Raw genomic sequence first — 19,810 nt, 5'->3', positions numbered from 1 at the left:
CGTGTCGCTCTGTCATAACGGTCCGATGAGAAACCGATGAGGCGGTGATGGGGCCCTCGTCAGTGCCCCGGCAGGGCGACGAAGATCTCGCCCTCGCCCGTCACCCGCAGGCCGCCCTCGTTCGCAGTGACGAGTACGGCGGCGCCCGGCGAGAGCGTCGCGACATCCTCGCTCGCGAGGGCCCGCAACGCCGGAGAGCCTGCGGTGGCGACCGCGATCGCGGGACCTTCGAGTACCACCTCGACGCCGTCTTCGTCCGGCGAGACGGCGAGCAGCGCGAAGTCTGCGACCGGGACGTCGTACCGGCGCACGCCCGCTGCGATCTCGCGGGGGACGATCACCGGCGGCAGGCCCGGCGTCGGGTCGAGCACGCTCACGAGCTCCGCAGCGTCGACGTGCTTGGGGGTGAGGCCGCCGCGCAGGACGTTGTCGCTCGCCGCCATCAGTTCGACGCCGAGGCCCTCGAGGTAGGCGTGCAGGACGCCCGCCGGCACGAAGAGGCCCTCACCGCGCTGCAGGGTCACGAGGTTCATGAGGAGCGCGACGACGATTCCGGGGTCGCCCGGGAACGCGGCCTCCAGCGTGCGCGCGAGCGCGAGTTCGGCGGCGAACTCGTCGGACTCGGCGGTGACGGCCGCGGCGATCACGTCGCGCGCGGCGGCGGCGCCGTCGGACAGCAGCCAGCCGATGACGGCCGAGAGCGAAGCATCCGCGCCCTTCAGCCGATCGGCGAGCGGCGCCGCGCCCGGTCCGAGCGTGGCCACGAGCCGGCGCGTCGCGTCGAGGTCGCGGAGGCCCGCGAGCGCGCGGAACGTGTCGCTCAGCGCGACGATGAGCTCGGGCTTGTGGTTCGCGTCGCGGTAGGTGCGGTCGGGGGCGTCGCGCGGGATCCCCGCAGCCTCCTCGCGCGCGAAGCCCTCCTCGGCCTGAGCCTTCGACGGGTGCGCCTGGATGGACAGAGCGGATGCTGCGGCCAGTAGCTTGAGCAGGTACGGCAGCGGCTCGCCGACGCCCGACGCCGCGCCCTCGTCCGCGATCCAGCGGTCGAGCGTGCGGCCGTCGGCGGTCTCGGACGGATCGCCGGGGTGGTCGCCGAACCACACCTCCGCCTCGGGACGGCCGGACGCCTCGCGCCCTTCGAGATCGGCGAGCAGGGAGGTCGAGCCCCAGGCGTAATCGCGGGGGTCGTTCGCGAGCGGGATCAGCACCCGAACAGCCTAGCCAGGCGGGGTCGGGATCCCACCCCGGAGCTCGCTGATCGCATATGCCGCCCGGGGTACCCTGAGAGCGATGGCCGTCCATTCGAAGCATCCGGCGTCGGCGCCGCCGGAACCGCCGGTCCGCGAGAAGACCGGCCACCTCATGCTGCGCGGCTGGTGCATCCTCGTGCTCTTCATGTCACTGTCGGGCACCGCGTGGGTGAACGCCTTCGGCGAACTCACCACGACGGTGATCACCATCGCCGGCGGCGTGCTGTCGGCCGTGCTCTGGATCGTGCTCCGTCCGCCGGTGCAGTGGCGACGACTCCCCTGGTTCGTCGTCGCCTACGTCGCGTGGGCGACGCTGTCGCTGACGTGGTCGGCCTGGCCAGCGACGACCGCGCTCACTCTGCTGCTGCTGTGGATCACCACGCTCCAGGCGCTGTTCATCGGGAGCGTGCTCACGTGGCGCGAGCTCGTGCGTGCGGCGGCGTCGGCGCTCAAGTGGGTCATGGCGCTCTCGTTGCTGTTCGAGCTCTGGGTTTGGGTGTTCGTACGCGCGCCGATCCTGCCGGGCTTCGTCGTCGACCAGGCCGACGACCCGATCGAGTACTGGTCGCGCAACAACCTCTTCGAGTGGGACAAGCGCATCCAGGGGATCATGGGCAACGCCAACCTCCTGGCCCCCGTGGCCCTCCTCGCGATCATCGTGTTCGCCATCCGGCTGTTCTCCGGTGCGCCACGGCGGACATTCCTCTGGATCTGGATCGGGCTCTCAGCGTTCCTCTTCGTGCGCGCCGGCTCGGCGACCGCCTACCTCACCGCCGCCGCCGTCGTCGTCGTGCTCGTCACGGTGCTGCTGATGCGCACCGCGACCAGACCCGGCGAGCGCACCAAGTACTACGTCGCCTATGTCGTCGTCGGCCTCGGCGGGCTGCTGGCCCTCTGGTTGCTGCGCGGCACGATCTTCACCGCGCTCGGCCGCAACTCCGATCTGACGGGCCGCGAGGGCATCTGGGAGAAGGTGCTCGCGCGAGCCGCCGAGCGCCCGTGGACCGGCTGGGGCTTCGCGACCCCCTGGGTGCCGACCGACCCGGCGTTCGACGGCTGGATCATCGACCACGGCCAGACGGTCATGCAGGCCCACAACATGTGGGTCGACGTGTCGATGCAGCTCGGCATCATCGGCGTCGCGCTGCTCGCGCTCCTCTACCTCGCGTTCGTGTGGCGCGCATGGTTCTTCGCGATCGACCGGCCGCGGTGGGACCTCCGCGCCGATCGCCCCTACTCGCCGCTGACCCTGCTGCCCACGCTGGTGGGCGCCATCCTCCTGGTTCAGGGACTGGCCGAGTCGAGCCCGCTGCTGCTGTGGGGCTGGCTCTTCCTCGTCATGCTCGGCTCCAAGATCAAGCAGTCGCCCCATGTCGGCGTCGGGCCCGCCGAGCAGACGGTCGCGATCGAGCGCGGCGAGGCCGTTGCGCGTGATGAGCCCGGTGGACGCGAGCCGGGGACTGCAGCGGCCACGGCGGACGACCGGCCGTCAGGGCGCGGCGCGTGACCGACTCGCCGCATGCCGCAGCGCCCGGATGGCTGGGAACGCTGCTCGCCTCGGCATCCTTCGCCCGCGCGTTCACCCTCGTCGTCTTCGCCACCGTCTTCTCCGCGTACGCGATCGAGCGGATCGCCGGCCGCGTCACCTACGTCACCATCGTCACCGGCCTCTGCGTGCTCGGCCTCGCCGTGATGATCTCGCGCCGCCGCGAGATCTCACTGCTGAGGCTCGTGCCGACGACGGTCCTGACGTTCATCGCCTGGGCGTTCGCCAGCATCTTCTGGTCGAGCGATGCGACGACCTCGTTCTGGAACTGGGTGTCGATGGCGGCGCTCGCGTTCCTCGCGGTCGTCATCGGCCACGTCCGTGACACGCTGCAGACCGTGCGCGCTCTCGGCGATGTGCTGCGGGTGCTCCTCGGCGTCTCGCTCGCGCTCGAGGTGCTCTCCGGCATCCTGCTCGACATCCCGTTCACGTTCCTCGGCATCCAGGGCAACATCGCAGAGCTCGGGCCGGTGCAGGGCATCTTCGGCACGCGCAACCTGCTCGGCTTCGTCGCCGTGATGGCGCTCATCACCTTCCTCATCGAGTACCGCACGCAGTCGGTGCCCCCCGGCGTCTCGGTGGCGTCCGTGGTGCTCGCTGGCGGCCTCGCAGCCCTGAGCGACTCCCCCACCGTCGTCGTGCTCGCCCTGGGCGTCGGACTCGCCGTCGGCGCCCTCGCCCTCGTGCGTCACGCCCGCCCCGAGCGCCGCGCGGGCCTGCAGCTCGGCCTCGGCGCCCTTGTCGTGGTGGGGGTGTTCGTGGGCTATACGGCGCGGCATCCGATCATCGCGCTGCTCGGCGCCGGAACCGACTTCTCGATGCGCGTCGAGCTGTGGAACTTCATGGTCGACATCCTTCGCCAGAGGCCCGTGCAGGGCTTCGGCTGGTTCGGCGTCTGGGATCAGGGCGAGTACCCCTTCAACGCCATCAACTTCTGGCTCGACAAGGACCACGCCACGGGATTGAACGCGTACTTCGATGTGGCGCTGCAGCTCGGCTGGGTCGGGCTGGTGCTGTTCCTCGCATTGGGGGCGCTTGCCCTGGGACGGTCGTGGCTGGTCGCGGGTGAGCGGCGGTCCGTGGTGTACGCGTGGACGCCGTTGATGCTCGTCGCACTTCTCGTGGACTCGATGTTCGAGAGCTTCACCCTGACCGGGCTCGGGTGGCTCATGCTCGTCCTGTGCGCGGTCCGCGCGGGCCAGTCGCGTTCGTGGCGCGAGACGCTGGACCGCGGGACGGATGCTCCGGCCGTGGGCAGCGCCGAGGGTTCGGGGCTGCCGCACGCCCAGGGAGAAACCGCCTGATCCGCGAAGCCCGTCGAGCCTCCCGGAGCCAGCGGTCAGCCAGCAGATCGCTCCAGATCGGCCAGGGCGTCGGCCGCCAGGAAGCCGGTCGCTTCGATCTTGCTCAGATCCAGCACGCTGTTGCGCGGCCGCGGCGAGACGGGCACAGGCGAGCCGGCGAAGTACTCCTCGCTGGAGACGCCGGTCACCCGCGTCGGGTCGTGACCGGCGGCCGCGAACACGCGCCTTGCGACCTCAGCCCAAGTCACGGGCTCGCCGCTCCCGCTGAGGTTGTAGGTGCCAAACGAGGCCTCCGTGTCCAGAAGATGGCGGATACCTCTTGCCAGTTCGACCGCGGGGGTGAGCCGTCCGATCTGGTCGTCGACGACACGCGGATCGACGCCGCGCTCGGCAAGTGAAGCCATCGTGCGAACGAAGTTGCCGCCGGCGCCGATCACCCAGGACGTCCGTACGATGTAATGGCGCGCCAGCGTACTCACGACTGAGTCGCCGGCCGCCTTGGTCTGACCGTAGACGCCGAGCGGGCAGACCGGGTCGTCTTCGCGGTAAGGGCGGTCAAGTGTGCCGTCGAAGACGTAGTCGCTCGACACGTGTACGAGGGTGATTCCGTTGGCTGCGGCGACGCGGGCCAGGTTCACCACTCCTGTGACGTTGGCGGACCAGGCGTCGCGGCGGCCCTCCTCGGTCTCTGCGCGATCTACGGCTGTGTATGCGGCCGCGTTGATGATCGCGCCATAGTCGCGCCATCGGCGTGCGCCGACCAGCTCGGGCGCGGTGACATCGAGGTTGCTGCGGGCGGCGAATTCGACATGATTCACATCGGCGAGTGCAACCCGCAGAGCCCGACCGAGCTGGCCGTCCGCTCCAACGACGAGCACTCCTCGCGGCCGAACGGGTGTGACATCGGCCATTCTCGGGTGCTCCAGGTCCTTCGCGGAGACCTCGGCCTCCTCGAGCGGGATCGGCCAGTCAATCGCAACGGTCTCGTCCGCGAGGTTGAGGAAGGAGTATCGGGCCTCGGGCGACCAGTGGTCGTTCACGAGGTACGTATACGCAGTGTCGGGCTCTAGCGTCTGATACGAATTACCCACGCCCCGGGGGACGAAGATCGCACGCGAAGGGTCGAGTTCAGCCGTATAGACCGTGCCGAATGTGGGACCTTCACGCAGGTCCACCCAGGCGCCGAAGATGCGCCCGGTGGCAACCGACACCCACTTGTCCCAGGGCTCGGCATGGATCCCACGCGTTGTACCGACCGCGTCGTTGAACGAGATATTGTTCTGCACAGGACCGAAGTCCGGCAACCCGAGCGCGGTCATCTTTTCGCGCTGCCAGTTCTCTTTGAACCAGCCGCGCGAGTCACCGTGCACGGGAAGGTCGACGACGACGAGGTCGGGAATCGTGGTCGACGTAAGCGTCAATGGCCTGCCGAATACGGTCATCACTGGCCCTTCGATGCGTAGAACGCCTCGACGCCATCCTTGGACGCAGCCCACCAGGCCTCGTGGTCACGATACCACGCGATCGTCGATGCAAGCCCCTCCTCGAAGTTCCCAAACGACGGCGCCCAGTCGAGCTCCGTTCGCAGCTTCGTCGAGTCGATCGCGTAACGCATGTCATGTCCAGCGCGGTCGGTGACGTGTTCGTATTCGTCGGTCGGCCGGCCCATGAGGCCGAGGATGAGCTCGACGACGTCCTTGTTGCTCCGCTCGCCGTCGGCACCAATGAGATAGGTCTCGCCGACGACGCCGTGGTCGAGAATGGTGAGAACCGCCGACGAGTGATCGTCGGCATGGATCCAGTCGCGCACGTTCTCGCCCGCGCCGTAGAGCTTCGGACGGATGCCGCGGATCACGCTCGTGATCTGCCGCGGGATGAACTTCTCGATGTGCTGGTAGGGACCGTAGTTGTTCGAGCAATTGGAGATCGTGGCGCGGAGACCGAACGAACGCACCCATGCCCGCACAAGTAGATCGGAGCCCGCTTTGGTTGAAGAGTAAGGCGAAGACGGGTTGTAGGGAGTCTGCTCCGTGAATCGCGCCGGGTCGTCTAGTTCGAGATCGCCGTACACTTCGTCGGTCGAGATGTGGTGCAAGCGGCGATCGTGCTTCCTCGCTGCCTCGAGCAGAGTGTAGGTGCCAACGATGTTCGTGTCGACGAAAGGTCGGGGATCGTGCAATGAGTTGTCGTTGTGCGACTCGGCAGCATAGTGCACGACCGCGTCGACGCGGGAGAACAGATCGTCAACGAGGACAGCGTCGGCGATGTCGCCGTGGACGAAGTCGAGCCGATCGACAGGGAGCCCCTCGAGGGACGCCAGGTTGCCGGCGTAAGTCAGCTTGTCCAGGACGGTGACGTGATCGTCCGTGTGCGCGAGGACATGATGAACGAAGTTGGAGCCGATGAAACCGGCACCCCCGGTGACGAGTATTCGGCGCATCAACGTCCTCTTTCCAACAGTTCGATGAGATACGCACCGTAGCCAGACTTCACCAGCGCCTCGGCGCGCACACGGAGCTCATCCTCCGAGAGGAACCCTTGACGCCAGGCGACCTCCTCGGGCACGCCGATCTTCATCCCGGTGCGTCGCTCCATGGTGCGGACGTAGTCCGCGGCATCCGTCATCTGATCGAAGGTTCCGGTGTCGAGCCACGCGGTTCCCCGCGGCAGGACCTCGACCGCGAGAGCGCCGCGATCGAGATACGAGCGATTGACATCGGTGATCTCGTACTCGCCACGGGCGCTGGGGCGGAGGGAACGCGCCACGTCGACCACGTCGTTGTCGTAGAAGTAGAGGCCGGGCACCGCGTAGTTGCTCTTGGGCGCCGCCGGCTTCTCCTCCAGCGAGACGGCTCGGCCGGCACTGTCGAACTCGACCACCCCGTACGCTCCGGGGTCGGCTACCCAGTAGGCGAAGACCGCGCCGCCCTCGATATCCGCGAACCTCGCCAGCTGGGTGCCGAGTCCAGGACCATAGAGCAGGTTGTCGCCGAGGACGAGCGCGACCTTGTCATCGCCGATGAAGTCGGCGCCGATGGTGAACGCCTGCGCCAGACCGTCGGGCGAAGGCTGCTGCGCGAAAGTGAGCGAGATCCCGAACTGGGACCCGTCGCCGAGGAGCCGGGCGAAATGCGCGGCATCGTGCGGCGTGGTGATGACCAGGATGTCGCGGATGCCGGCCAGCATCAGGGTCGACAGCGGGTAGTACACCATCGGCTTGTCGTAGACGGGGATCAGCTGCTTCGAGACACCGAGCGTGATCGGGTGCAGCCGCGTGCCCGAGCCTCCGGCGAGAACGATTCCCTTCACGCGGCCATCGTTCCACATGTCGGTTACGGTGCGGTTGCGTCCAGGGACGTGTATGTGACGGCAGGGTAGGCTTCTCTCCGGCCCGACGTCTCGGCGCCAGCCACCGTTTTCCGGAGATCATCCCCGTGACCCACGTTCCGTCCGCTGCGCAGTTCGACCCCGCTTCCGCGACGATCGCCGTTGTGACCTACAACCGGTCCGGCCTCCTGTCGCGTCTGCTGACGAGCCTTGCCACCATGGATCCGAAGCCCGGCCACATCGTCATCATCGACAACGCGTCCACCGACGACACGACGGACGTCGTCGAGTCCTTCCGCGAGAGCCTCGAGCCCTCCGCGCTCGTGTACCGCCGGCTGGACACGAACACGGGCGGTTCCGGCGGCTTCAGCGAAGGCATGCGCGTCGCCTACGAACTCGGCTCCGAGTGGATCTGGCTCATGGACGACGACGTCGAGGTCCTCCCCGACGGCCTCGCGAAGATGGGCAAGTGGGCGCCGCGCTTCAAGAGCATCCAGGGCCGCCGCTACGACTACGACGGCAGCGCGTTCTACTGGCAGTATCGCGTGGCCGAGCCCCTCGGCATTCCAATCCCGTTCGCTCCGGCCGAGTTCGACGAGTCGGGCTACAAGCCGATGAACTCCGGATGCTTCGAGGGCATGTTCATCCATCGCGACATCGTGCAGCAGATCGGCCTGCCCGACCCACGGTTCTTCATCTACTGGGATGACCAGATGTACGGCTGGCTCGCCTCGCGCAAGACCCAGTCGGTGATCGTCGACGAGTTCGTGCTGCGCCGCACGCGCGAGATCAAGCAGTGGGACATGGGCATCCGCCACATGAACGCGTCGAGCAACGCGTACCGGTACTACATCATGCGCAACCGCGCGTACATCAAGAAGTACTATCGCTCGCTCGACGTCTACAACCCGTTGCTGTTCGGACTCGGGACGGCGCTGACGTTCGGCAAGGAGCTCATCCGGCTGGTGTTCGTCGAGCGCACGTTCCGCGGGACGTCGAACCTCTTCCGGGGTCTGCGGGACGGACGCAAGATCGCGAAGGACGCCTCCTGGGAGCCGATGCCGCCGCTGGAGGCGGCGACGAGCAGGAGCTGAGCACCGCCTCCGGGCCGAGCGGAGAGTTCGCCTCAACATATCCTCAGCCTCGTCCACAGGGGACTGGTGTTGTGGACCATCGCCGTGCCGCACCCGCTAGGATCAATCCCTGATTGGGGAGTTCTTCCCATAGCGCGATCGACTTTATGGGGAGTCTGCATGTCAGCTGCGTCGACGGCATCCGGCATCCGGAAGCGCACGTTCCTGATCTTCGGCCTTGCCCTGGCCTTGGTCATCGCACTCGCAGGACCGGCGGTCCGCCCGGCGACGGCCGACGACGGGGTGCGTTCGGTGTCGGGTGTGGTGTCGTTGCCTGCGGGGGCGCCGGTGGAGTGGCTGGGTGCGGTGCGGGTGTCGGCGCAGCCGGTATCGGGACTGGGCTATCAGTCGGTGTCGGTGGATCCGGTGACCGGTGCGTACTCTTTGACGGATCTTGCGCCGGGCTCGTACCGGATCCAGTTCTCGGTGAATCAGTTCTGGAACGGGTCGGGCTACACCAAGCCCAACCTGGTGGGCGAGTACTACGGCGACACCACCGACTGGAACTCGGCGACGGTTCTCGACGTATCCGCGGCCAGCGCGTCGAGCATCGATGCGCAGCTGGCTGTCGGCCGCACGATCAGCGGCCGCGTCACGCTTCCCGAGGGCGTCGATCCGGCGTCGTTGAGCGCGATCTCCGTGAACGCGTCGTCGCCGACCGGTGGTTCCGGCTACACGCAGATCGACCCGGTGACCGGTGAGTACACGATCACCGGTCTGCCGTCCGGCGCGTATCAGGTCCAGTTCAACGTCGGCACCTACTGGGACGGCACCGCATCGGTGAAGCCGAACCTGGTGTCGGAGTACTACGACACCGCCACCGACTGGTCCACGGCGACAGCGGTCGACGTGTCGACCGGCGACCGGTCGGGCATCGACGCCACCCTGCGACCGGGGCGCAGCATCACCGGAACCGTGACGCTGCCCGCCGGAGCACCCACCGAATGGCTCAGCGCCATCACGGTCTCCGCCTCCGCGGTCAACGGCAGCATGATCGGCGGCATCGGCGCAACCCCTGACCCGGAGACCGGGAGATACACGATCACCGGGCTCGCACCGGGCTCGTATCAGGTCGCGTTCCGGGTCATGACCAGCATGCCCGGAACCGAACTCCCGAACCTCGTCGACGAGTACTACGACAACGCCTACACCCTGTCCAGCGCAACACCGGTGGACGTGAGCGGGGGCGACAAGGCGGGCATCGACGCGACGCTCGAGTCCGGCCACAGCATCTCCGGCACCATCACCCTCCCCGCCGACGCACCCACCGAGTGGATGGAAGCAGTCAGCATCTCGGTGATGACCCTCAGTGGTGAGTACTTCAGCAACGGACTTCATGCCAAGGTCGACGCCGCGACCGGCGCCTACACGTATTCCGGTCTGCCCGCCGGCGAGTTCATCGTGCAGTTCTCCGCCTCGGGCTACTTCGACGGCACCGACTGGACGTCCACCGACATCGCCTCGGAATACTACGACGACTCCGTCAGCAGCGCGGGCGCGACGCTCGTGTCCACCGCTTCCGGCGACGCGACCGGCATCGACGCGGACCTCCAACATGGCGGCGGAATCGACATGGACCTGGATGTCTCCGCCCTACTCGGCACCGGAGACGGCATCGGGATCTCGATCACCGACCTCGACGGCAACGTCCTCACCAGCTACGGCGACCCGCTGCCACAGGACGGCCACTATCCCGTGTCCATGAGCAACCTCACCCCCGGCGACTACCGCGTCGCGGTGACCACCTCGACCTGGGACGAACAGACCAGCACCTCCACCCTCACATCCGCGCAGTTCCTCCGCTTCGCAACCGGCACCAGTGTGAAGGTCACCCCCGGCGACTCCGTCACCGGGACCGTCACTGCGCGGGCTGCCGACGCCGGGATCAGCGGACACCTCCGCGCCGAAGGATTCACCGGCAGCGGCGACGTCCTCGGCAGCGCCCTGGTCTACGAGAACCTCGACGGAAGCTGGGTCCGCATCCCAGAGATTCATTTCGACACCACCCGGAACGGCAACACGTCCTACGCTCTGGCCATCCCTGACGGCACCTACACCGTCGGCTTCGAGACCGACTATGCCACCACGGGCGTCGACACCACCGAAAAGTGGTGGAACAACAAGCCGACGCTCGCCGCAGCCGACCCCATCATCCTCGTCCCCGGGCAGCACCGCACCGCCATCGACGGCACCATCCACCCCGATGGAGTCGATCCTGACGGGGTGCGTTCGGTGTCGGGTGTGGTGTCGTTGCCTGCGGGGGCGCCGGTGGAGTGGCTGGGTGCGGTGCGGGTGTCGGCGCAGCCGGTATCGGGACTGGGCTATCAGTCGGTGTCGGTGGATCCGGTGACCGGTGCGTACTCTTTGACGGATCTTGCGCCGGGCTCGTACCGGATCCAGTTCTCGGTGAATCAGTTCTGGAACGGGTCGGGCTACACCAAGCCCAACCTGGTGGGCGAGTACTACGGCGACACCACCGACTGGAACTCGGCGACGGTTCTCGACGTATCCGCGGCCAGCGCGTCGAGCATCGATGCGCAGCTGGCTGTCGGCCGCACGATCAGCGGCCGCGTCACGCTTCCCGAGGGCGTCGATCCGGCGTCGTTGAGCGCGATCTCCGTGAACGCGTCGTCGCCGACCGGTGGTTCCGGCTACACGCAGATCGACCCGGTGACCGGTGAGTACACGATCACCGGTCTGCCGTCCGGCGCGTATCAGGTCCAGTTCAACGTCGGCACCTACTGGGACGGCACCGCATCGGTGAAGCCGAACCTGGTGTCGGAGTACTACGACACCGCCACCGACTGGTCCACGGCGACAGCGGTCGACGTGTCGACCGGCGACCGGTCGGGCATCGACGCCACCCTGCGACCGGGGCGCAGCATCACCGGAACCGTGACGCTGCCCGCCGGAGCACCCACCGAATGGCTCAGCGCCATCACGGTCTCCGCCTCCGCGGTCAACGGCAGCATGATCGGCGGCATCGGCGCAACCCCTGACCCGGAGACCGGGAGATACACGATCACCGGGCTCGCACCGGGCTCGTATCAGGTCGCGTTCCGGGTCATGACCAGCATGCCCGGAACCGAACTCCCGAACCTCGTCGACGAGTACTACGACAACGCCTACACCCTGTCCAGCGCAACACCGGTGGACGTGAGCGGGGGCGACAAGGCGGGCATCGACGCGACGCTCGAGTCCGGCCACAGCATCTCCGGCACCATCACCCTCCCCGCCGACGCACCCACCGAGTGGATGGAAGCAGTCAGCATCTCGGTGATGACCCTCAGTGGTGAGTACTTCAGCAACGGACTTCATGCCAAGGTCGACGCCGCGACCGGCGCCTACACGTATTCCGGTCTGCCCGCCGGCGAGTTCATCGTGCAGTTCTCCGCCTCGGGCTACTTCGACGGCACCGACTGGACGTCCACCGACATCGCCTCGGAATACTACGACGACTCCGTCAGCAGCGCGGGCGCGACGCTCGTGTCCACCGCTTCCGGCGACGCGACCGGCATCGACGCGGACCTCCAACATGGCGGCGGAATCGACATGGACCTGGATGTCTCCGCCCTACTCGGCACCGGAGACGGCATCGGGATCTCGATCACCGACCTCGACGGCAACGTCCTCACCAGCTACGGCGACCCGCTGCCACAGGACGGCCACTATCCCGTGTCCATGAGCAACCTCACCCCCGGCGACTACCGCGTCGCGGTGACCACCTCGACCTGGGACGAACAGACCAGCACCTCCACCCTCACATCCGCGCAGTTCCTCCGCTTCGCAACCGGCACCAGTGTGAAGGTCACCCCCGGCGACTCCGTCACCGGGACCGTCACTGCGCGGGCTGCCGACGCCGGGATCAGCGGACACCTCCGCGCCGAAGGATTCACCGGCAGCGGCGACGTCCTCGGCAGCGCCCTGGTCTACGAGAACCTCGACGGAAGCTGGGTCCGCATCCCAGAGATTCATTTCGACACCACCCGGAACGGCAACACGTCCTACGCTCTGGCCATCCCTGACGGCACCTACACCGTCGGCTTCGAGACCGACTATGCCACCACGGGCGTCGACACCACCGAAAAGTGGTGGAACAACAAGCCGACGCTCGCCGCAGCCGACCCCATCATCCTCGTCCCCGGGCAGCACCGCACCGCCATCGACGGCACCATCCACCCCCGAGACGACGGCCCTCTCCCCGTGGCGCCGACGGCTCCGCGTTTGATCACAGCAGTTGCGGGCAATGGGTCGGCGACCGTGTCCTGGCAGGCACCCGAGTCAGACGGTGGCGAAACGATCGCCTCCTACACGGTGCGGGTGTTCCCCAGCGGCGCGATCAAGACGACGACGGGACTCTCCGCGGTGATCGGAGGGCTGCAGGCGGGAACGCCTTACACGTTCACTGTCACCGCCACGAATGCGGGGAATCTCACCTCCCCGCAATCGGCGCCCACCGCGCCGGTCATCCCGCTGCGACCGATCACGTTCACCGACACCGCCGGTCACGTCTTCCAGAATGAGATCGCTTGGATGGCGCAGAACGGCATCAGCCGTGGCTGGGAGGTGCGGCCGGCCGTGTATGAGTTCCGTCCGCAGAATCAGATCCTGCGCGGCGAGATGGCGGCTTTCCTCTATCGGCTCGCCGGCCAGCCGGCATTCACCGCGCCGTCGTCATCTCCATTCGTGGACGTGCCCACCGGGCATGTGTTCTACAAGGAGATCGCCTGGCTAGCGGGCTCAGGGATCTCACGGGGCTGGGAGACTCCACGGGGAACGGAGTTTCGCGCGGAGTGGGCGACGTCGCGCGAGGTGATGGCCGCCTTCCTGTATCGATTCCAGGAGAGCCCCGCCTACACGCCTTCCGGTGCCAGCCCGTTCCGCGACGTCCAGCCCGGCACCGTGTTCTACAAGGAGATCCTGTGGCTAGCGGCCGAGGGCATCTCGACCGGGTGGGATGTCGGATCCGGATGCCGTGACTACCGGCCGGGGCAGAACGTGCTCCGCTCTGAGATGGCGGCCTTCATCTACCGCATGCAGACCGGCGGAACGACGCCAGTCGATGCGAACACCTGCCGCCCCCCGGGGGGCTGATCCTCAGCCGTAGATCGAGCGGGCGACCGCGACCTTCTTCTCGGCGAGCCGCTCCCGACCGGTGGCGAATGCTGGGTTGCCCGTGGGAATGAGAGAGCCCGGCGCGGCAGCGTCGCCCGCGTAGGACCATCCGGTCCCGAGCTCGCGCAACGATGCGTGCTTGACGCCGTAGTAGTCGGGACGCAGCTCGATCACGGCGCCCTTGGCGCCCGCGGCGGCGGCCAGCAGATGGAAGTGGAAGCGCGTGCTCAGCCAGGTCTGAGACGCCTTAGCGGGAAAGCCCTCCTCCCACAGCCGGATGAAGGGATAGAAGTCGACGTCCACGCCCCGTTCCCGCACCCGAGCCAGCATCCAGGAATCGTCCGGCGGAATGGACTCGACCATGCCGACGGACGTGGTCCGCTGACTCCGGACGAACTGCTCGACCGCGTCGACCAGAGGCTCGATGGCATCCTCGGTCAAGAAGTCGCCCTGCAGGACGAGCATCACGTCAGGGGTCGGGGCCTGGCTGTACACCCGCCGCTGATTGGCGAATGCGAGGAAGGCGTCGTCGATGCCGGCGACTGCGCCGGGCAGCTTCGCACTCGGGGCGTCCCGAGTCTCGAACAGGTCGAATCGGCGCAGCCACCCTGCCACGGCACCGCGGGCATTCTCGCTCAGTGGCGTGAGGCCCTGCCCGGTGGCGTACACCGGCACCCTGAAGCGCTCCTTGAGCGCCACCAGCGCGGGCAGGAAGAGAAGCTGATGCTCCCAGACCGAGTTGAGGTAACCGCCGCCCAGGAGGTGCACCGACTGGGCCTCGCGCAACTGGAGCAATCCGAGATCGTACCGGGGAGACCCGAGATCCAGGACACGACGCCGCGCATGCTCGATCCCGTCCGCGAACGACATCTCCTGCGCGCTCAGAGCGAGGTGCCAGAGCGTGTTCGTCGTCTTCAGAAGCGGATGGGCATCCGCGAAGAGATGGTTCGCCCGGCCCGGCTCGACGCAGTCCAGCCACACCGGCACGTTCGGGTGGCGTTTGGCCAGCCAGTCCAGCCAGGCACGTGTGATGAACTCGTCGCCGTAGTTCGGCAGCCCCGCCGCCGACACCAGATAGAACGGGCGGTCATCGACGCGGCGGCGACGTTCGAACATCCTTGTTTACTCATTTCTCGCTCCGCTCGGGTTGCGAAGCACATCCACACTAATGGACCGACGCGCGCTCAGCCGGTGGGATAGTCGGCGTTGTACCGGTCGAGCACCTCGTCGATCGTGGCATCCATCGCCAGCCGGTGCTTGTCGAGATACAGCCCTCGTGTGCAGAAGCGCCGCAGGTCACGCTCGCTGTGCGAGACGAAGAACAGCGTGCGCCCGTCGGCGAGGAGCTCGTCGATCCGGGTGTAGCACTTCTCGCGGAAGGCCTTGTCGCCGACGGCGAGCACCTCGTCGACCAACAGGATCGGCTCCTCCAACTGGGACACCACGGCGAAGGCCAGCCGCACCTTCATCCCGTTCGAGAGGTGCTTGTAGGGGGTGTCCACGAACTCCTCGAGCTCGGCGAAGTCGATGATCCCGTCGAACCTGCGCGCGACCTCGGCCTTGGACATGCCGTGCAGCCCCGACGTGAGGCGTACGTTCTCGCGGACGGTGAGGTCTCCCACGAAGCCGCCGGTGATCTCGATGAGCGGGGCGACCCCGCCGTTGACCGATACCGACCCCTCGTCGCCCAGGAGCACGCCGGCGACCAGCTTCAGGAGCGTCGACTTACCCTGGCCGTTGCGCCCGACGACGCCGATCGACTCGCCGGTAGCGACGTCGAAGCTGACGTCGCGCAACGCCCAGAACTCCCCGGGCTTGGACCGGCGGGTCGAGTCGGAGAAGAGGTCCTTGATGCTGCGGCGCCCGCGTCGATTGCGGCGGAAGCGCACGCCGAGGCCCTGCACCTCGATCGCGAGATCGGATGCCGTCATCACAGCTCCTTCAGCACGGGGCGCTCGAGTCGCCGGAAGACGAAGACCCCGAGAGCGAGGAACAGGAACGACACCACCGCGCCCACGCCGATCACCCACGGATCCCACTCCTCGGCGAAGAATCCGACGCGGTACAGCGCGAAGATGCCCGACAGCGGGTTGAATGCGGCGAGCGTCTCGAACGCGCCCGGCAGGTCCTCCACGCCGTAGATCACCGGGGAGGCGTAGAACAGCGCCCGCAGGACGAGCTTCGTGGTGCGCTCCAGATCCGCCCAGAGCACACACAGCGGGGCCACGAGGAGTCCGAGCCCCACCAGAAGGACCGCCTGCAGCACGATGGCCACCGGGATCCAGAGCAGACCCCAGTTGAGCTTCGCCGGAAACTCCCCGAACTCCGACAGCACCACGAACAGCGCGAGGACGGGCAGCGAGCACAGGAACTCGACACCCTTGCTCAGCACGATGCGGTTGACCCAGATGGAACGCGGAATCGCCGTGGACCGCACCAGGCGGGCGTCCTTGTTGAACGCACGGGTGAAATCCGAGACGGAGGAGTTGAACCACACCCACGGGAGCAGGGCCGTGATGAGGAAGACGATGTAGGGCTCGTGCCCTACCGTGCGCTGGAACACCTGCGTGAACACGAACCAGTAGATCGCGCTCATGACGAGCGGGTCGAGGATCGACCACAGATACCCGAGGGCACTCGTCGAGTAGCGGACCTTCAGATCTCGCGCCGACAGCAGCCATAGCGAGTGGAGGTAGCGCCGGGGCGATCCGGGGGCGCCGACGGCGGCAGTGCTCACGTTCACGATCTTAGGCGGGAATCCGGTCACCACATGTCGCTCGACGGCGCGTGCACACAGTGACATCGATCGATGCGCCAGCGCGGGACGGCGCGTCGTGCTACGTCCCGCGCGGGGTGTCCGCCGTGGTGGTCATGCGCCCCAGTTCACGGTGTCGACGGTGTGCCCGGTACCGCTCGCGAGTGCGGCGACATCGTGGTCGACCATGATCTCGGCGAGCTTCGGGGCCGCGATCTGCGGACGCCAGCCGAGCTCCCGCTCGGCGTGCCCGTAGTCGCCGATCAGTGCATCGACCTCGGTCGGGCGCAGGTAGCGCTCGTCGAACCGCACGTACTTCTCCCACTCCAGACCCACGCGCGAGAACGAGAACTCCAGGAAGTCACGGACCGTGTAGGCGGTGTTCGTCGCCACGACGTAATCCTGCGGGGTGTCGTGCTGCAGCATCCGCCACATCGCCTCGACGTATTCGGGCGCATAGCCCCAGTCGCGGACCGCGTCCAGGTTGCCCATGTACAGCTCGCTCTGCTGCCCGGCCGCGATCCGAGCCACGGCCCGAGTGATTTTGCGCGTCACGAACGTCTCGCCGCGGCGGGGGGACTCGTGGTTGAACAGGATCCCGTTCACGGCGAAGAGACCGAAGGCCTCACGGTAGTTCTTGGTGATCCAGTACGAGTAGACCTTCGCCGCACCGTAGGGCGAGCGCGGGTAGAAGGGCGTCGATTCGTTCTGGGGCGGCGGCGTCGCACCGAACATCTCGGAGCTGCTCGCCTGGTAGAAGCGGCAGTCGATGCCGGCGACGCGGACCGCCTCTAGCAGCCGGACACTGCCCAGTCCCGTGGTGTCGGCCGTGTACTCGGGCTCGTCGAAGCTCACGCGCACGTGGGACTGCGCCGCCAGGTTGTACACCTCGTGCGGCTGGATCGCGCTGAGGAGCGTTACTAGGCGCGAACCATCGGTCAGATCGCCGTAGTGGAGGGTGAGGCGGTGCTGCGGGTCGTGCGGATCCTCGAACAGGTGGTCGATGCGCAGGGTGTTGAAGGTGGATGCTCTCCGGATGAGGCCGTGCACCTCGTACCCCTTGGACAGCAGGAGCTCGGCGAGATAGCTCCCGTCCTGCCCGGTGATTCCGGTGATGAGCGCGCGCTTCGGAGCGGTCTCGGTCATGCGTGTGTGCCTTCCCTGTCTCTGCAGCGTCAGACGCCGTCGATCATGGTCGCGAGCAGGTCGAGCTCCGCCGGGATCGGATAGTGGTGATTGCCGACGAACAGGCCGTCGACGTGGATCCGGTCCGCAGCCGGGAGGGATGCCGGCACCTCTGAGCGGAGGTGCTGCATCACGGGGTTGCGGACGAAGTTGCCTGCGACGATTGGGCGGGACTCGATGCCCGCTGCGGCCAGGGCCTTCACGACATCCGCCCGACGACCCGCCAGGCGCTCCTCGAGGATGAACGAGAAGCCGAACCAGCTGCTCTCACCGTTCTCCCGCTGGATGCGGACGTCTGAGCGGCCGCCGAAGATCTCGACGAATCGAGCGGCGTTGTCGCGGCGTCCGGCGACCAGGCCCGGCAGCTTCTGGAGCTGGTGCCGGCCGAGCGCGCCCGACATCTCGAGCGGGCGGACGTTGTACCCGGGCAGGACGAAGCGGAACAGATCGTCGAACGTCTCACCCGTCTTGGGGTGGATGAGGTTGTCTGCGGGCAGTTCGCGAGTCCACCCGTGCGCGCGGAGCGACACCGACGCCTGATACGTGTACTCGTCGTCGGTCGTGACCAGCCCACCCTCCATCGTGGAAATGTGGTGAGAGAAGAACGAGCTGTAGGTGCCCGCGAGCCCGAAGGTTCCGGCTTGACGGCCTTCCAGCACGGCACCGAGGGACTCGCAGTTGTCCTCGAGGAGCACGAGACCGTGCTGTTCGGCGAGGGCTGCCAGGCCGACCAGATCGGCGGGGTTGCCCAGCAGGTTCACCGCGAGGATCGCCTTGGTCCGCGGCGTGATCGCCGCGGCGGCGAGCTCAGGATCGATGTTCAGGGTGTCGAGATCGACATCGACGAAGCGCAGCGTCAGGCCGAGCTGATGGACGGGGTAGTAGGTCGTGGCCCACGACACGGCGGGGACGATCACCTCGTCGCCCGGATTGAGGTCGATGTCCGGGTTCAGGACGGCCGCCGCCATCGCGATCAGGTTGGCGCTGCTGCCGGAGTTGACCATCACGGCGTGCTTCGTTCCGACTGCGGCGGCGAACTCTTCCTCGAAGGCTCGCACCTGCGGTCCCATCGTGAACCGCCCGCTCTCGATGACGCTCTGCAGAGCGCTGTACTCGGCGTCGTCCCAGGTCGTGGTGGCGAGTGGGTAACGGATCGAATCCATCAGTGTCAGACCGTGCTTTCGTATTCAGACGAGGGAGGAGCGGTAAGCGTCGTAGGAGTATCGCATGCCCTCGGCGAGCGACGTCCGGGGCTCCCAGCCGAACGTCTTGGCAAGCGAGGAGTCCATCAGCTTCTGGTGCATACCCGCCGGCTTGGACGGATCGGTGGCGAGCTCGCACGAGTAGCCCACGGTCTCCAGCGCCGCCTGGTAGTACTCGAGTACCGAGTGGTCGTCACCCTGGCCGACGTTGAGCAGAGTCGGCCAGTCGTGAATCGCGTCGAGGCTCGCCACGACCCAGGAGGCCAGATCTCCGACATAGGTGAACTCACGGCGGGCTGTTCCGTCGCCCCACACGTCGATGGAGTCCGCGCCGCTCTCCTTCGCGGCGTGGGCCTTCGCGATGGTCGCGGCCACGAGATGGCTCCTGCCCGGAGTGAAGTCGTCGTTCGGCCCGTACAGATTCGACGGGATCACGACGCGGTAGTCGAGCCCGTGCTGTCTGGCGGTGTACTCGCAGTAGCGTGCGGCCGTGATCTTCGAGAGCGCATAGCCTTCGTTGGTCGGCTCCAGCGGCGCCGCGAGCACATCCGACTCCACGAGCGGCTGGCGGTAGTCGCGGGGATACATGCAGGAGCTGCCGAAGTAGATGAACTTCTCGACGCCGGTGGACGTCGCGGCCGACAGCAGGTTGGAGTCGATGAGCAGGTTGTCCATCAGGAACCCGGTCGGATCCGCGATGTTCGCAGCGATCCCTCCCACCCGGGCCGCTGTGTGGATGACCATGTCGGGCCGCAGGTCATCAACCATGCGTCGGACTGCGGCCTGATCGCGCAAGTCGGCCTCCGCGCGCGTGACGGCGATCAGGTCGTCCGGACGGTCCTGCTCGGACCATGCGGCGGCAATCGCCTTCGCGAGCATGCCGTTGCCACCGGTGAGAAGAACACGCATTTTCTGACTCCAGATAGGGACGCGGCACGTGGACCCGGCCGCAGAATTGCCCCCGTCGAGTGTAGTTCATGCTCGTTCGACGCC

At 67.1% G+C, this 19,810-nt stretch carries 14 protein-coding genes; 4 read left to right on the top strand and 10 right to left on the bottom strand.

Annotated features, from left to right (window positions below; translation table 11 throughout):
• Positions 1–59: 59 nt before the first annotated feature.
• Positions 60–1,208 carry a mannose-6-phosphate isomerase, class I gene (gene manA / locus J2Y46_RS09680; protein ID WP_310241952.1) on the bottom strand — a complete coding sequence of 383 codons (1,149 nt, stop codon included), beginning with the start codon at positions 1,206–1,208 and terminating at the stop codon, positions 60–62.
• Between the two features lie 82 nt (positions 1,209–1,290).
• On the opposite strand from manA, the gene J2Y46_RS09675 reads away from it, so the two are divergent.
• Both J2Y46_RS09675 and J2Y46_RS09670 read left to right on the top strand, forming a co-directional pair.
• Positions 1,291–2,757: an O-antigen ligase family protein gene (locus J2Y46_RS09675; RefSeq protein ID WP_310241950.1), complete on the top strand. Its 1,467-nt coding sequence runs from the start codon at positions 1,291–1,293 to the stop codon at positions 2,755–2,757.
• On the top strand, positions 2,754–4,100 hold the full coding sequence (locus tag J2Y46_RS09670; protein ID WP_310241948.1) for an O-antigen ligase family protein: 1,347 nt from the start codon (positions 2,754–2,756) through the stop codon (positions 4,098–4,100). The genes J2Y46_RS09675 and J2Y46_RS09670 overlap by 4 nt, the downstream gene beginning before the upstream one ends.
• 35 nt (positions 4,101–4,135) lie before the next feature.
• Here the strand turns inward: J2Y46_RS09670 and J2Y46_RS09665 are convergent, their stop codons facing one another.
• Genes J2Y46_RS09665 through rfbA form a run of 3 tightly spaced genes read right to left on the bottom strand, consistent with a single transcriptional unit; the run spans position 4,136 to position 7,409 of the window.
• Positions 4,136–5,542, bottom strand: a complete 1,407-nt coding sequence (locus tag J2Y46_RS09665; RefSeq protein ID WP_310241946.1) for a bifunctional dTDP-4-dehydrorhamnose 3,5-epimerase family protein/NAD(P)-dependent oxidoreductase — start codon at positions 5,540–5,542, stop codon at positions 4,136–4,138.
• Positions 5,542–6,540, bottom strand: a complete 999-nt coding sequence (rfbB, locus tag J2Y46_RS09660; RefSeq protein ID WP_310241944.1) for a dTDP-glucose 4,6-dehydratase — start codon at positions 6,538–6,540, stop codon at positions 5,542–5,544. The genes J2Y46_RS09665 and rfbB overlap by 1 nt, the downstream gene beginning before the upstream one ends.
• On the bottom strand, positions 6,540–7,409 hold the full coding sequence (gene rfbA, locus J2Y46_RS09655) for a glucose-1-phosphate thymidylyltransferase RfbA (RefSeq protein ID WP_310241943.1): 870 nt from the start codon (positions 7,407–7,409) through the stop codon (positions 6,540–6,542). Before rfbA ends, rfbB begins: the two co-directional genes overlap by 1 nt.
• 125 nt (positions 7,410–7,534) lie before the next feature.
• Between rfbA and J2Y46_RS09650 the strand changes: the two genes are divergently transcribed.
• Both J2Y46_RS09650 and J2Y46_RS09645 read left to right on the top strand, forming a co-directional pair.
• A complete protein-coding gene (locus J2Y46_RS09650; RefSeq protein WP_310241941.1) occupies positions 7,535–8,521 on the top strand; it encodes a glycosyltransferase family 2 protein in 987 nt (328 codons plus the stop codon).
• Between the two features lie 159 nt (positions 8,522–8,680).
• Positions 8,681–13,654 (top strand): fibronectin type III domain-containing protein, encoded by a 4,974-nt coding sequence (locus tag J2Y46_RS09645; protein WP_310241938.1) that lies wholly within the window; start codon positions 8,681–8,683, stop codon positions 13,652–13,654.
• A 3-nt stretch (positions 13,655–13,657) separates the two neighbouring features.
• Here J2Y46_RS09645 and J2Y46_RS09640 read toward each other — a convergent pair whose 3' ends face one another.
• The 6 genes from J2Y46_RS09640 to J2Y46_RS09615 all read right to left on the bottom strand — a co-directional run bounded on the left by J2Y46_RS09640 (position 13,658) and on the right by J2Y46_RS09615 (position 19,726).
• Positions 13,658–14,791 carry a polysaccharide pyruvyl transferase family protein gene (locus tag J2Y46_RS09640; RefSeq protein ID WP_310241937.1) on the bottom strand — a complete coding sequence of 378 codons (1,134 nt, stop codon included), beginning with the start codon at positions 14,789–14,791 and terminating at the stop codon, positions 13,658–13,660.
• Positions 14,792–14,859: 68 nt separating this feature from the next.
• A complete protein-coding gene (locus tag J2Y46_RS09635) occupies positions 14,860–15,606 on the bottom strand; it encodes an ABC transporter ATP-binding protein (protein ID WP_310241936.1) in 747 nt (248 codons plus the stop codon).
• The gene (locus J2Y46_RS09630; RefSeq protein WP_310241934.1) at positions 15,606–16,412 is read right to left on the bottom strand and encodes an ABC transporter permease; all 807 of its coding nucleotides are present in this window, start codon (positions 16,410–16,412) and stop codon (positions 15,606–15,608) included. Before J2Y46_RS09630 ends, J2Y46_RS09635 begins: the two co-directional genes overlap by 1 nt.
• 132 nt (positions 16,413–16,544) lie before the next feature.
• A complete protein-coding gene (gene gmd / locus J2Y46_RS09625; RefSeq protein ID WP_310241931.1) occupies positions 16,545–17,576 on the bottom strand; it encodes a GDP-mannose 4,6-dehydratase in 1,032 nt (343 codons plus the stop codon).
• Positions 17,577–17,605: 29 nt separating this feature from the next.
• Positions 17,606–18,778, bottom strand: a complete 1,173-nt coding sequence (locus J2Y46_RS09620; RefSeq protein WP_310241929.1) for a DegT/DnrJ/EryC1/StrS family aminotransferase — start codon at positions 18,776–18,778, stop codon at positions 17,606–17,608.
• A gap of 24 nt (positions 18,779–18,802) precedes the next feature.
• A complete protein-coding gene (locus tag J2Y46_RS09615; protein ID WP_310241927.1) occupies positions 18,803–19,726 on the bottom strand; it encodes an NAD-dependent epimerase/dehydratase family protein in 924 nt (307 codons plus the stop codon).
• Between the last annotated feature and the right edge of the window lie 84 nt (positions 19,727–19,810).

Origin of the sequence: Microbacterium sp. BE35 (assembly GCF_031457705.1) — a bacterium.
In the GTDB taxonomy this organism is placed as follows: Bacteria; Actinomycetota; Actinomycetes; order Actinomycetales; family Microbacteriaceae; genus Microbacterium; species Microbacterium trichothecenolyticum.
Note: the sequence above shows the minus strand (reverse complement) of the source record. Positions and strands in the feature narration are given on the sequence as shown.